The organism is Paenibacillus nanchangensis, assembly GCF_046543445.1.
Taxonomy (GTDB): Bacteria; Bacillota; Bacilli; order Paenibacillales; family Paenibacillaceae; genus Paenibacillus_AQ; species Paenibacillus_AQ nanchangensis.
Window position 1 is genome coordinate 269,237 of sequence record NZ_JBHOFD010000002.1, and the last position, 12,519, is coordinate 281,755.

The 12,519-nt window shown below is 56.5% G+C and carries 13 protein-coding genes; 8 read left to right on the forward strand and 5 right to left on the reverse strand.

The window, feature by feature from the left end:
• Positions 1 to 13: 13 nt before the first annotated feature.
• Both ACE6ED_RS02505 and ACE6ED_RS02510 read right to left on the reverse strand, forming a co-directional pair.
• Positions 14 to 517 carry a YtxH domain-containing protein gene (locus tag ACE6ED_RS02505; protein WP_410825372.1) on the reverse strand — a complete coding sequence of 168 codons (504 nt, stop codon included), beginning with the start codon at positions 515 to 517 and terminating at the stop codon, positions 14 to 16.
• 39 nt (positions 518 to 556) lie between these two features.
• Positions 557 to 814, reverse strand: a complete 258-nt coding sequence (locus tag ACE6ED_RS02510; RefSeq protein ID WP_410825373.1) for a GlsB/YeaQ/YmgE family stress response membrane protein — start codon at positions 812 to 814, stop codon at positions 557 to 559.
• Between the two features lie 362 nt (positions 815 to 1,176).
• Between ACE6ED_RS02510 and ACE6ED_RS02515 the strand changes: the two genes are divergently transcribed.
• Positions 1,177 to 1,893 (forward strand): pirin family protein, encoded by a 717-nt coding sequence (locus ACE6ED_RS02515; protein ID WP_410825374.1) that lies wholly within the window; start codon positions 1,177 to 1,179, stop codon positions 1,891 to 1,893.
• Between the two features lie 162 nt (positions 1,894 to 2,055).
• Here the strand turns inward: ACE6ED_RS02515 and ACE6ED_RS02520 are convergent, their stop codons facing one another.
• A complete protein-coding gene (locus tag ACE6ED_RS02520) occupies positions 2,056 to 2,280 on the reverse strand; it encodes a DUF1128 family protein (RefSeq protein WP_410825375.1) in 225 nt (74 codons plus the stop codon).
• A gap of 135 nt (positions 2,281 to 2,415) precedes the next feature.
• On the opposite strand from ACE6ED_RS02520, the gene yyaC reads away from it, so the two are divergent.
• The 3 genes from yyaC (at position 2,416) to ACE6ED_RS02535 (ending at position 4,191) form a co-directional block, all read left to right on the forward strand.
• Entirely contained in the window at positions 2,416 to 2,943 is a 528-nt protein-coding gene (yyaC, locus tag ACE6ED_RS02525; protein WP_410825376.1) for a spore protease YyaC, read from the forward strand.
• Between the two features lie 115 nt (positions 2,944 to 3,058).
• Positions 3,059 to 3,316 (forward strand): hypothetical protein, encoded by a 258-nt coding sequence (locus ACE6ED_RS02530; RefSeq protein WP_410825377.1) that lies wholly within the window; start codon positions 3,059 to 3,061, stop codon positions 3,314 to 3,316.
• Positions 3,317 to 3,402: 86 nt separating this feature from the next.
• Positions 3,403 to 4,191: an alpha/beta fold hydrolase gene (locus tag ACE6ED_RS02535; RefSeq protein ID WP_410825378.1), complete on the forward strand. Its 789-nt coding sequence runs from the start codon at positions 3,403 to 3,405 to the stop codon at positions 4,189 to 4,191.
• A gap of 262 nt (positions 4,192 to 4,453) precedes the next feature.
• Here the strand turns inward: ACE6ED_RS02535 and ACE6ED_RS02540 are convergent, their stop codons facing one another.
• Together ACE6ED_RS02540 and ACE6ED_RS02545 are read right to left on the reverse strand one after the other, a co-directional pair.
• On the reverse strand, positions 4,454 to 5,770 hold the full coding sequence (locus tag ACE6ED_RS02540; protein ID WP_410825397.1) for an MFS transporter: 1,317 nt from the start codon (positions 5,768 to 5,770) through the stop codon (positions 4,454 to 4,456).
• Positions 5,757 to 6,308 (reverse strand): ArsR/SmtB family transcription factor, encoded by a 552-nt coding sequence (locus ACE6ED_RS02545; protein WP_410825379.1) that lies wholly within the window; start codon positions 6,306 to 6,308, stop codon positions 5,757 to 5,759. The genes ACE6ED_RS02540 and ACE6ED_RS02545 overlap by 14 nt, the downstream gene beginning before the upstream one ends.
• A gap of 340 nt (positions 6,309 to 6,648) precedes the next feature.
• On the opposite strand from ACE6ED_RS02545, the gene ACE6ED_RS02550 reads away from it, so the two are divergent.
• From ACE6ED_RS02550 to ACE6ED_RS02565, 4 genes are all read left to right on the forward strand, one after another.
• A complete protein-coding gene (locus ACE6ED_RS02550) occupies positions 6,649 to 7,560 on the forward strand; it encodes a DUF6483 family protein (RefSeq protein WP_410825380.1) in 912 nt (303 codons plus the stop codon).
• The gene (locus ACE6ED_RS02555) at positions 7,557 to 8,423 is read left to right on the forward strand and encodes a PhzF family phenazine biosynthesis protein (protein ID WP_410825381.1); all 867 of its coding nucleotides are present in this window, start codon (positions 7,557 to 7,559) and stop codon (positions 8,421 to 8,423) included. Before ACE6ED_RS02550 ends, ACE6ED_RS02555 begins: the two co-directional genes overlap by 4 nt.
• Positions 8,424 to 8,974: 551 nt before the next feature.
• Positions 8,975 to 10,084, forward strand: coding sequence for a class I SAM-dependent methyltransferase (locus ACE6ED_RS02560; protein ID WP_410825398.1), 1,110 nt, complete (start codon positions 8,975 to 8,977; stop codon positions 10,082 to 10,084).
• Positions 10,085 to 10,826: 742 nt separating this feature from the next.
• A partial coding sequence (locus ACE6ED_RS02565; protein ID WP_410825382.1) for an O-antigen ligase family protein occupies positions 10,827 to 12,519 on the forward strand: 1,693 nt, incomplete at its 3' end.

Below are 12,519 nucleotides of genomic sequence, written 5' to 3' on the forward strand. Positions count from 1 at the left end.
CGCAACCGCACGATTAGTACGTCGATTTATAGGTTGTCGATACTTCGTCGGATGCGTCTTTTACGTCTTTTCCCGCTTCCTTTGAAGCGGATTTTGCTTGTTCCGCTACTTCTGTCGAAGCTTTTTTAGCCTCGTCGGCTACTTCGGCGGAAGCTTCGCTTACCGTATCGCCGATTTTTTTGCCGGATTCCTCCAGGGTAGCCGCAATCTGCTTTTTGCTGTCGGCAACGGTGGTGAACAGATCGGAGGCTTTGGCTGTAACCGTTGTGGCGATATCCGATGCCTTGGTGCCTACTGTGGAAGCGATCGACTTGGTTTTGTCCGTTACGACGCCTGCGACTTCTTTCGTTTTGTCGGATGCTGTAGACAGCTTGTCAGACAGATCACTGCGCATTTCACGTCCCGTCTTGGGAGCGAACAACAGCGCTGCTGCCGCGCCAACCAGGCTTCCGATAAATATCCCTTTAAGGAAGGTGCCTCCGCTTTGTGCCGGATACTGCGTTTCCGCTTTATTCATGACCAATCACTCCTTCAATAGAATATGGATGTGTCGTTCTCAGACCGCACGTCTAAGCAGTCTGGATACCAGGCCGAGCAGCGATATGAAGATTACCGTCCCCAGCAGCGCCGGTACGACGGCAAAGCCGCCGATCACGGGTCCAAAGCCGCCGAACAGCAAAGCGCCCAACCAGGCGCCGGCAAATCCCGCCACGATGGAACCGAGGACACCGCCGGGCATATCGTCGCCGACCAGGGCGTCGCCGATAATGCCGAGAATGGCTGCCATAACAGCGCTGATGAGAAGTCCCCACATCGGACCGGCCTCCTTCATTCCGTTGTCGATAACCTGATGTCTTATCTTACTTCGTATATAAACTTGGGGATTTGGGCTGAAACAGTTTTAGCGAAAGGCAAAGAATGGAGCAGGAAAAACAGAAAAGAAGAAACAAGCAGCCGATATATAGAAGAAAACCGCCGAAAACAAGGCTTTACAAAACGTGACTAAGTTCAAGAAGCATCGCAAAACAACGGAAACGGATGGCGGCAGACCGTGATTGACTATCAAAGGATGAGGGTAAGAAATACATAATCAAGCGCCTAATTACCTAATTATTACAGAGTCGCTTCTGCAGGCGGCCGCTGCGGAGAGACTAGACACCATGGAGGTGCATTATTATGATTAAAATTGTAACTGCCGCACAGAGGCATACCTCCAATCGAGACTGGATCCACAGTGAATTCAGCTTCTCTTTTGGCGATTACGACGATCCGAGCAATGCGCATTTCGGCTGCCTTCTTGCCCATAACGATAATGAACTGCAGCCGATGACAGGGATGAAGGACCATCCGCATCAGAATCTGGAGATTGTGAGCTATGTGGTATCCGGTATTCTGCATCATGAAGATGATTTGGGAAACGAAGCCGAGCTGCAGCCTGGCACCGTTCAGGTGATGAGCGCCGGCACGGGAATCCGCCATTCGGAGAGCAACCGCTCGGAGCTGGGGCCTGTCCGGTTCCTGCAGCTGTGGCTGCTGCCCGCGAGGCCGGGGGCCGAGCCGCGCTGGGACGCAAAGCATTTTCCGCCGGAATTCAGGCAAGATACGCTGCTGCCGGTGGTATCCGGCTCCGGACAAGAAGGGACCTTGTCGGTTAATGAGGATGTAACGATCTATTTGTCGCTGCTTGGGCCGGAGAAAGAGCTTAAGCATCCATTAAAAGAAAACCGAAGAGCCCATTTGTTCGTGATTTCAGGGAACCTGGAGCTGGACTGCCGGGATGGCTCATTCAATTTAGGAGCCGGTGACGCCGCCCGCATCCGCAACAGCTGCGATCTGAAGATCAAAGGGCAGGGTGAAGAAGGATCAGAGTTTATTCTGATCGATCTGCCCTGACACACGCCAAGCCCTGCTGTGTCTTCCTTCAATTAAGAGGGGAGGCCGGCAGGGCTTGGCTGTTTTTGCGTATTTTTTTGTGCCGAAAATCAGGATAAGCAGCCGGGGTCTGAGTCCCGCAGCAGCCGTAAGCCTCAGCTGTACTTCATCTGTTCAGCGAATTTAGCCGCGGCGCAATCTGCCCAGTTCGGACACCAGATCTTCGACTTCGGCGATACTAAGTCTGGCGTTGCCCATAACCACCTCATACACCTCGCGAATATCCTCATAACGCTCAAGCGGGAAGGCGGAGGCCTGCATTGCGGCGGCGCTGGCCATACGCAGTTTGGTTTTGATTGCTTCAATCATATATTCCACATTTTCTTTGCTGGGTACTGTCAAATCCATGAAGGAACCTTCCTTTCCAATCTGATTGTCCATGTATTTTATCATGTTTCCTGGGAAATCCCGAACATTTTTTGTCCGGCGGCGGCAAAGTGTTGTAAAATTGAAGCACGATTTGAACGGAAAGGAAGACAAGCGATGAGCAGTCGGGAACAAAATGCGCAGCGGCTCGTACGGAGCAAGCTGGATGCCATAGGGCTGGCGGCGTTTTTTCAAAAAATCAGCGGGCTGCATCCCACGGAGCATATTACCTTTTTATGCATTGGCACGGATCGCTCCACAGGCGACTCTCTTGGTCCGCTTACCGGCAGCAAGCTGGTCGAATACGGGTTTCCCAACGTGGTGGGTACACTGCCGCTCCCCTGCGATGCGCACACCCTGGCGGAACGTTCGGCGGCGATCCCTTCCGATCATATCGTTATCGCCATTGATGCTTGTCTTGGCCCGGCCGGGGCTGTAGGCGGTTTCTTTGTGTATGAGGAACCGCTTTTGCCCGCGCGCTCCGTCGGCTTAAGTCTGCCCGCGGTCGGAAATTACAGCATAGCCGGTGTGGTTGACGCGAACGGGCCCAAGCCTTACCGGACGCTGCAAACTACACCGTTGTACCGCGTGATGTGCATGGCGGACAGCATCGCGGCGGCCGCAGCGGAAGCATTCGGCCGATAACATCGGCGTTTCAACGGGGGAACGTCTGCTTAATAATACTTATCGCGGCTTCGCCCACAGGCTGCTACACTCTTACGATCATACGGTCAAGTCAAACGGAAGAGGAGAGATAGCCATGCCTTGGATTCACCACATTAATTACAAAACAGAAAATAATCAGGTATACTGCTGCATGCGCAACAAGATCGTAACCTTAACGGAAGATCAGCTTGCCGGATTCTGTGTCGGCTGCAAAATGTTTGGGGGAACTGCGCTTGGACAAGGCGTCGAGTGCTTCTGGAACGACTCGGAGGATGTGCCGAATCCGCACCATGTGCACGAGCCTGAACGGGAGTTCCGCAGACTGCAGACCCGGACAGCCGGGGTCCGGTAAAGCATCCGGTAAGGTGGCAGATTAATGCCTCTGAAGGCGCGCTTCGTTTGAGGGCGTCCACCATACATAGAAAGAAGGATTAGAGCATGGAAAAAATCCGTTGTGAAGACAGCCGGCTGTGCTACTTTGACGAGGGTCAAGGCGAGCCGCTGGTTCTGCTGCACGGTTTCTGCGGGAGTTCGGAGTATTGGGAGCGGGTCATTCCTTTGCTCAGCGGGAGTTACCGCCTGATTGTGCCGGATTTGAGAGGCCACGGAGCTTCACCCGCACCAATGGGAGCCTACACGATTGAACAGATGGCCGACGATGTGGCCGTGCTGCTGGATGCGCTGGAGCTTCCCCAGGTAACGCTGCTGGGACATTCGCTTGGCGGTTATATCACGTTGTCTTTTGCCCAGCGGCATCCTTCCCGGCTGAAGGCGTTTGGCCTGATTCATTCTACCGGCTACCCTGATGGAGAAGAAGCCAAGGAAAAACGGCTTGCCGCCGTATCGGCGATCCAATCGGAAGGCATTACGGCATTTGTAGACGGCCTGGTGCCGGGATTATTTGCTCCCCGCACAGCGGAACGTGCTCCGGAGCTGCTCGACAAGGCGAAGGAGATCGGCTACCGGACGCCGCCGCAAGGCGCGGTCGGCGCCGCGCTGGCTATGCGGGAGCGGCCGGACCGCCGGGATGTGATTTCGGCAGCTGGTGTACCCGTGTTGCTTGTATCCGGTGAAGAAGACGGCCTGGTGCCAGCCGAACGGACATTCACATCGGACAAGCCGCATGTGGTCCAGACAGTGATCCCGGAAGCCGGGCACATGAGCATGCTGGAGCAGCCCGAACGGTTGGCGGCCGCCGTAACCGGGTTCATGGAGCGGATTGGCTGACGGCTATCAGGGAACGAATAGGAAGTTGGATAAGAAAAGCGTCCGGGCAAAGAAGCCCGGACGCTTTTCTTGTAAGGTATTTGATGCCGCATCGCTTGATGCCGTATAGTTGTATGCCATAAGTTGTAAGCCGCATAGTTCGATGCCGATATAGCTCAAAGCCGTAAAATGCAAGCCGTATAGCTCGTGCCGTATAATTCGATGCCTATATAGTTCCAAGCCGCATAGTTGCAGTCTACGGTACAACCTCCTGCGTGGACGGTTACTGGAACTTTCGGATGGCAGGGACACACAGCACCCCCGCCACGACGGCCATGCCGATTCCCGCAAACAAGGCGATCGTCGGGATACCCCCGATCTGATCGGCAAGCCAGCCGACCGCCACATACCCCAGCGGAAGCAGCGCGAAGGAACCGAGCATATCCAGACTCGCCACCCGTCCAAACGCTTCATGCGGAACCAGCTCCTGCAGGCTGATCTCCCAGATCAGGCCAAAAATCATGAGGCCGAATCCTTCCAGCGCGTAGAGCGCGACCGCTGCCGCAGGCGAGTCGGCAAAAGGCAGCGCAAGCAGCGCAATCCCGCTCAGCAGCGCGCCCCCGTAAGCCATCATTCCCCGGTGGCGCCAGCGGGGTCTCATTCCAAACAGCAGCCCCGCAATAATCGCGCCGACGCCTGAAAAGGTTACCCCGAGACCGTAAACATAGGGCTCCCATCCATGATGAATTTTAAACAGCCAGGGAAGCAGCACGCTTGAAATTCCTGAAAAGCAAATATTGACGAAGCAAAAAGCAAGAATTGTAATCCACAGCCAAGGATGACTGCGCAGCACGGCGATGCCCTCCGTAAAATCCCGTTTCCAGTCGGCGGCGCGCTCTTCGGCAGGCGATACTGATACCGGAGTTGCAGATGCGTCTGGTGTTTCCTTCAGCAGCACGGCGGCCCGGGCTTCGCTCATTGCTTTGCGCAGATAGAGCAGGCAGACCAGCGACAAAAGATAAGTAAACGAGCTGATACCAAAGCCGATTCCGGCCGACAGATGGGTAACCAGCAGTCCGCCGAGAGAAGGGCCGATCAGCCGGACGGTGTGGGTGGTCATTTGGGTCAGCGAGTTCGCCGCCACCCGGATATCGGGAGTGAACACCCCTGCCCGTACAGCGGCATAAGCCGGCTGAAAAAGGCCGTCCAGCATTCCGTAAACCCCCATAAGAACGCAGAGCAGAGGAATACTCAGCAGCCCCATTAAGGATAAGGCGGAAATGATGCCCATGACCGCAAACCGGGCGATGTCCGACACCATCATGATTTTGACCCGGTCAAGCCGGTCGACGAGGTGGCCGGACACAGGCAGCATCAGTACGTTGGGCAGCATATAAACCGCCATTACGACCCCCATGACCGTAGTCGAGCCCGTCAGCGTTAGAACAAGCACAGGCAAAATAATCATCGTGACGGAGCTGCCGAGAAAAGAAACCAAATGTCCCAGCCACAGATAAGGAAAAGCGCGCGACCGGGCAAACGGCGCGGCAAAGCTTTTTAAAGGATGAACACGGGCTTGCGCGCTGTCATTCGCCTGCATCATGGATTGCTCCTCCTTCCGGACCCGGCCTGTCGTCTTCGGGAGCGGGCAACCGGCCAATGATGATTTCCATTCCATATTCGGTACCGCTTGTGTCGGCGGACTCCCATTTGGAGATAAAAGCGGCCAGATCTTCGCGGAAGCGGGTGAACTCATCTTCGGATAGCGATAAGCGGGTCAGCAGATGCTCGGCTTTGTCTTCCTTGCGGAAGTGGAAGCCCTGAAACTCCTGCGATTTGAACCAGGCGGAACGCGCTTTATAAAACTTCTGAATGACGCCGCCGGACGGCTCGGTCCGGACGAGCTCCAGCAGGCCGCCTTCATGCAGCTTTTGGATGTGGTAATGCACATTGCCCGGGCTGCGGTTCAGCTTTTGGGACACCTGCTTGGAAGTCAACGCTTCTTCGGCCAGGATGCTGAGAATCTTGATGCGCAGGGCACTCTGCAGCAGCTTCTCCTGATCAGTTGTAATGGCAAGCGGCGTGTTGGCCGGCGGATGTGGCGAATGAGATGGGAGCTGGTTGTCGGATGGATGCATAGGAAACCTCTCCTTTAATTTTTTTAAACTGTGTTTAACTGTCGCGCAAGGACGATAGGATCGCAATGACGATAGGATCGCAAGGACGATAGGGCCGCACAGGATAATAGAGTCGCAAGGTGGCTCGAACATCATGTCTAATTGATCTGTAAAATAGTATGATCTGTATTCCAGATTGATTGTAAAATGGAATGGAACACTTTGTCAAAGTATTTTATGCAGGAACAGAGATCCCCCGAATTGCACGGTACGGTCCAACGGCGTAGTGTGGAATTGGTGAACGGAATACGGTAAGATGAGCAAATAGATAAAGACTGATCCAGGGGAGGGACTGTACCTCATGTTTCGAAGAGATTATTTGGTCCGGATGGTTGAGGATATGACGCAGATGATCGCCAAGGTCTTTTCGCTAAAGGCAGAGCGCAAGACAACGGAGGCGCTGTGGGAAATCGACGAACTGCTGAACCGCCATTTTCGGCTGAATTCCCGGCTGCTGAACTCTTTGTCGGTTGAAGACATTTTGTCCATGTTCCGGATTGGGGGAACGGTGGAAGCGGACAAGCTGCAGGGAGTTGCGCGGATGCTGCGCGAGGAAGGCGGGATTTACGGAGCGAACGGACAACCCGAAGAGGAATTGCCGCGAAAAATGAAGGCCCTCCACCTGTACCTTGTCGCAGACCGGCATGGGGCCGATGCCCAGCTTCTCAATTTGAAAAAAGAGATTGAATCGCTGCTGGAGGAGCTGTCGCCATACCGGCTTCCCGCCAAGACGGAGCGGCTCCTTCCGGAATACTACGAGCAGACCGCCCAATATGCCAAAGCGGAGGACAGCTTATACCGTCTTCTGGAAAGCGGAGAGGAAATTGGACCGGACGGGGAAGCCCTGTATCAGCGGCTGTTGTCCAAAAGTGACGAAGAGCTTGAAGCCGGCAATCTTCCGCGGGACGAAGTGGAGCAGGGGCTCCGGGAGTGGCGACGCCTTACGGGACTCCCGCCGGAGAATGGAACGGGCATTGGGAACGAGGCGGAAAAGCTGGAGTACGCTGCGGGAAAGCCAGCCAATGAAGCGAGAACAGCGGAGAACGAGTTCGGAAAGCCCACCGATGAAGCGGGAAGACCGGAGAACGGAGCAGGGAAGCCAGCGGATGAAGCGGGAGGACCAGAGAACGGGGCAGGAAAGCAAGAGCACAGCGGTACAAGCGGACAAACCGGGGGACAGCTGGCTGGAGGCCAAGGAGAGGGCCGGCAATGAATAGGGAACATAGCGATTGCGAGAACAACGGCGGCTTCCCGATGTACATTGTCGACGCCTTTGCGGATCAAGCGTTTGCGGGCAACCCGGCCGCCGTTTGTTTCCCGGATATAGAAATGGATGACCGCTTAATGGCTAAGATTGCGGCAGAGATGAATCTGTCCGAGACGGCTTTTTTGCGCCTGGAAGCGGACGGGTACCGGCTGCGCTGGTTCACGCCGGCCGCAGAGGTGGATTTATGCGGACATGCCACCCTCGCATCGGCTAAAGTGCTGTGGGCAACCGGCCGTCTTGCCGCAGGCGAGCCGGCGCGTTTTTACACCCGCAGCGGTCTGCTGGTTGCAGAAGAAACGGAAGAGGGGATAACGCTGGATTTTCCCGCTTATACGCCGGTTTCCGCCGCTGCACCTGAAGGTCTTGCTGAAGCGCTTGGCCTGCCGCAGGAGCAAATTCTGGAGGTTATGGCCTACGGAGGGAACGGCAAAGCCCGGCCCAGCCTGCTAGTGCGGATCAACTCGGAGCAGGCAGTACGGGCTTTGTCGCCTGATCCGGCTGCTTTGCTCCGCCTCCCTTACCGGGCCTTCGCTGTTACAGCGCAGGCTAAAACGGAAGGGATCGACATCGTATCCCGTTTTTTCGCCCCCTCGGTTGGCGTGAATGAAGATCCTGTGACCGGCTCTGCGCATACGGCGCTTGCCCCCTACTGGGGGGAACGCCTGGGACGGGAGCGGTTGAACGCGTATCAGGCTTCGCCCCGCGGCGGAACACTCCGCCTGACATTGTCCTCCGGGCGGGTGTGTTTGAGCGGACAGGCCGCGATCATGCTGAACGGGCGGTTTTATCCGGAGGGTATGCCGGGTTGAGTATTTAAGCGGTTGAGATAAAAAGAATATTGCGCATAATGATGCGTGATTCACAAATGCACCACAAGCAGGATACACAAGCAGAATGCACAAGTACACGTACCGCGTGAACGCGTACTTGTACGCCTAGCTACGTGAGAACAGGAGATCAAGCGGTGTTTTTCGGAGCATGATGAGTAATCCATTACGTACCGCGTGAACGCGTACTTGTACGCCTAGCTACGTGAGAGCAAGGAGATCAAGCGGTATTTTTCGCGACATTGGGATATTAGACTACATGTACCGCGTGAACGCGTACTTGTACGCCTAGCTACGTGAGAGCAGGAGATCAAGCGGTGTTTTTCGCAGCATGATGAGCAATCCATTACGTACCGCGTGAACGCGTACTTGTACGCCTAGCTACGTGAGAGCAAGGAGATCAAGCGGTATTTTTCGCGACATTGGGATATTAGACTACATGTACCGCGTGAACGCGTACTGAAAGTGAGATGTGAATAGTGGAATCGTTGGACACTCTGATCGGCGAAGCCGTATCGGAACGCAGGCTGATCATGGCGACGTTAAGCCAGCTGCGCAAAAAAGAAGGCGTATCCTTCACCAAAGTGCAGATTAAGCCGGTGGAGCTGAAAAATAAACTTTTTTACCAATTTGCCTATACGGTCGGCCCCAAGGTTGAACATCGCAACATTCCGGCGGAGGAAGCGGCGGACGAGATTATCCGCCTGATGCAGGAGAACTTCCGTCAGGCGCTGCTGTGCACTCCCGAGGCAGATTATCAGATCCTGAGCAGCAAAAAGCACAAAGTATCCATTTTGAAAAAACCGCCAACCAAGTCGGCTGCTGCCGATTTGTCGCATAACCGCCGCAAGCGGTATGTGCTGGAGGAGGGCGAACCCGTTCCGTTTTTGGTGGAGCTGGGGATTATGAACGCCGAAGGCCGGGTGCTGGCCAAAAAATACGATAAATTCCGGCAAATCAACCGGTTCCTCGAAATGGTCGAAGATGTGCTGGAAGAGCTGCCGGGCGGCCGGCAGCTGACGATTGTTGATTTCGGATGCGGCAAGTCGTATCTGACCTTTGCGCTTTATCATTACCTGGCGGTTAAGGAAGGACGTGAGCTGAACGTTGTTGGGCTTGACTTGAAGCAGGATGTCATTGAGCACTGCGGCGCGCTGGCCGCGAAGCTGGAATACGGTAACCTGCGGTTTTTGGTCGGGGATATTGCGGACTACGACGAGTTGGATCAAGTGGACATGGTCGTTACCCTGCATGCCTGCGACACGGCAACTGATGCCGCTCTGGAAAAAGCGGTCCGCTGGGGCGCTTCCGTCATTTTGTCCGTGCCGTGCTGTCAGCACGAGCTGTTCCCGCAGTTAAAAAACGAAGCGATGGAGCCGCTGCTGTCCCACGGGATTTTGAAGGAACGGTTCTCCGCCCTGGCAACGGATGCCATCCGCGCAAAGCTGCTCGATATTATGGGCTACCGGACGCAGCTGCTGGAGTTCATCGATATGGAGCACACGCCCAAAAATATCCTGATCCGTGCTGTAAAAAGCAAAGGCGGCGACCGTAAGCGGCTGTGGCGGGAGTATACCGCTTTCCGGGATATGATTCAGGCGGATCCTTATCTGGAGCGGGCGTGCCGGGATTTGCTGCCTTAAGGATTTTTTGAGAAGTTTTTGGGGAAGATAGAGGCTAGTGAAGGTATAAAAGACAATTGTGAAAGAAGACAGCTTGGAGAGGATCCGGCTGTCTTTTTTTGCGTGGAAATTGGCGGGGGAAGTGAGACTGGCGAGTCCCTCCAGGAAATCGCCTTAGGTAATCTCACTGGCGTCCCGGTAGTCTAACGGCGGTTTTGGCAATAATGAAAGGGAAAAGACTCCGAGCGAAAAGACTGCGAGCGAAAAGACTGCGAGCGCATAAAGCGGGTTCCGAATTCCGGATGAAAGGTGAGGAAGTATGCAGAACAGAGATCGGTTAAGCCGCAGCGGGGAGCAGCAGTTCCTCACTAACTTACGATGGAACAAAAGGTGGAGACCAACGGGAAAGGTAAAGAGACCAGGCAGGCTGCAATCCGGCGGTACTAGGGAATGGGGGGCTGTTCTGTGCGCAGCAGCTGTGGCCGGGATAGCGGGCGCGGCTTGTTTGGGGACGGGTTTCTTTTTTAATGAACAGCTGTACAGGGTTCTTCCCGGCTGGTTTGCGCTGTGTGGTCTGCTCGCGGCATGCAATCTTCTTGTTCTGTTAATAGGGCGGTTAAGAGGAATAGGGCACATAGGACGTATTGGGCGCATAGGGCGAGGCCCCCACGGTTTAAGCGGAGGAATAAAGCGGATTGTCGAGGAGGAGCAGGCGGGAAAAAACTCAATTTCTTTCGCGGCTGGTCTGGCGGCCGGGCCAAGCGTGATAGCCGCCTTGTATTTGGCCGGTCTGTTTCGCGGGCCGGTGTCTGTTGAAGGAACGCTGAACGAGCTGCTCCGATGGGCGTTTTACACCTCTTTTGCGGTTATGGCAGGTACGGCGGCACTGGGGGGTGTGCGTGCGCGGCTGATCCTTCGGGCTGGCTGGCATGCGGCGGGCCAATGCCTTGCCTGGAGCGGTCTGCTTGCTTATACCGGTGTGCTGGACCTCCCGCACTCCTTGCTGTACAGCACTGACCCGGCCGTGAGCGTTTCCGGCGTCCGGGTAGGCGGGCTGCTGCAATATCCCAATACTTATGGGGCGGTGATGGCGGCGTTTTTGCTGGAACGGTTATTTTCCGCTGCCAGGAGGATGCGCCGGTATTGGGATGGAGAGGATGGCCATGTCCATGAGGCGGGCAGGTTGCGGAACAGTGCCCATGCTCGGCACGCTGCACGTTTGCAGTACAGTGCTCGTATGCGGTTAGCAGCGGGGGCGTTACTGCCGCTGTTTCCATACGCGGCCGCGCTGCGCCTCAGCGAGTCGCGCGGGGCTTGGCTCGCGGCGGCGGTCGCTGCCGCCGCCGCCCTGGCCCTCCAGCGGCGGCTCACCGCGCCGCTGCTGCTGGCCGCCGCCCCGCATGCTGCGGCGGCCTTCTGCTGCTGGCCCGCGGCAGCCGGGCCAGCGTCCCTGCCGCCCCTGGCCGGGGCGGCGCTGGGGTGGGCCGGCTCGTTCGCGGCCGGCCTGTGGATGCTCCGCCGCGCGCAGGCTAACGCGGCGGGGCGTGCCGCCGCCTGCGCAGCGGCGGCGGTGTGCTGGACGGCGGCGGGGGGCGCCGTCCTGGCGCTTTTGCGCGCGCGGCTGGCGGCACCGTCTTCGACGGCGGATGCGCGCGCGGCGATTTACCGCGACGCGCTCCGGCTCGCGCGCGAACAGCCGTGGCTGGGACAGGGGGGCGAGACATGGCGGAGCCTGTATCTCGCGGTGCAGTCCCAGCCATACGTCGGCAGCCGCACGCACAGCGGCTACCTGGATATCCTGCTGGATGTGGGCGTTGCCGGTCTGGCGGCGCTTATTCTGCTGATTATAGCGCCGGGGCTGTACCGGCTCCGCCGCCATCCGCACTTGTTCGCCGCGTATGCTGCGCTCGCGGCGCATGCTGCGGTCGACTTCGACTGGAGCTACAGTCTTGTGTGGATGCTTTTGTTCTGGCTGCCGGCTCTTGTGGAGCCGACTTGCCGACCAGCAGTTCCTGTGCCGAGTCCCGGAAGAATCTGTACAGATGCCCCCAGTGCGCAGATTTCCCCCTCCGCAGGGAGGGGGGCTGCAGCGCTTAGCGTGCAGACTCTTTCATGCAATGGAGTTTATGCTGTGGCGCCCAGTACGCAGATTTCCTCAGCCCGGGGAGGCCATCCCCCAGCAGCCTGTGATCAAACACCCAGCCCCCGATTCTTACGTGCCAGCCATACCTGGGTGCCCCAATCGGCAGTGTCGGCACTTCTTCGGCTGTCCCTAATCATCATTTGCCTGGGGCTGGCTGCTGAATCATTTCAGATGCTGGCGGCATCCAAACTGTATCAAGAAGCACGAAGAATGGGGCAGAATGCTTTTACACACTACGGTCCGGTAAAGTCGGAGCTTCAACTGCCCGCTCACGGCCGCCTTGCCCCTGCTCCCAATTGGCCTGTCCTTGCTG

Coding starts and splice junctions, on each gene's coding strand:
- ACE6ED_RS02505 (WP_410825372.1), bottom strand. CDS start 517: ATGAATAAAGCGGAAACGCAGTATCCGGCACAAAGCGGAGGCACCTTC.
- ACE6ED_RS02510 (WP_410825373.1), bottom strand. CDS start 814: ATGTGGGGACTTCTCATCAGCGCTGTTATGGCAGCCATTCTCGGCATT.
- ACE6ED_RS02515 (WP_410825374.1), top strand. CDS start 1,177: ATGATTAAAATTGTAACTGCCGCACAGAGGCATACCTCCAATCGAGAC.
- ACE6ED_RS02520 (WP_410825375.1), bottom strand. CDS start 2,280: ATGGATTTGACAGTACCCAGCAAAGAAAATGTGGAATATATGATTGAA.
- yyaC (WP_410825376.1), top strand. CDS start 2,416: ATGAGCAGTCGGGAACAAAATGCGCAGCGGCTCGTACGGAGCAAGCTG.
- ACE6ED_RS02530 (WP_410825377.1), top strand. CDS start 3,059: ATGCCTTGGATTCACCACATTAATTACAAAACAGAAAATAATCAGGTA.
- ACE6ED_RS02535 (WP_410825378.1), top strand. CDS start 3,403: ATGGAAAAAATCCGTTGTGAAGACAGCCGGCTGTGCTACTTTGACGAG.
- ACE6ED_RS02540 (WP_410825397.1), bottom strand. CDS start 5,770: ATGCAGGCGAATGACAGCGCGCAAGCCCGTGTTCATCCTTTAAAAAGC.
- ACE6ED_RS02545 (WP_410825379.1), bottom strand. CDS start 6,308: ATGCATCCATCCGACAACCAGCTCCCATCTCATTCGCCACATCCGCCG.
- ACE6ED_RS02550 (WP_410825380.1), top strand. CDS start 6,649: ATGTTTCGAAGAGATTATTTGGTCCGGATGGTTGAGGATATGACGCAG.
- ACE6ED_RS02555 (WP_410825381.1), top strand. CDS start 7,557: ATGAATAGGGAACATAGCGATTGCGAGAACAACGGCGGCTTCCCGATG.
- ACE6ED_RS02560 (WP_410825398.1), top strand. CDS start 8,975: ATGGCGACGTTAAGCCAGCTGCGCAAAAAAGAAGGCGTATCCTTCACC.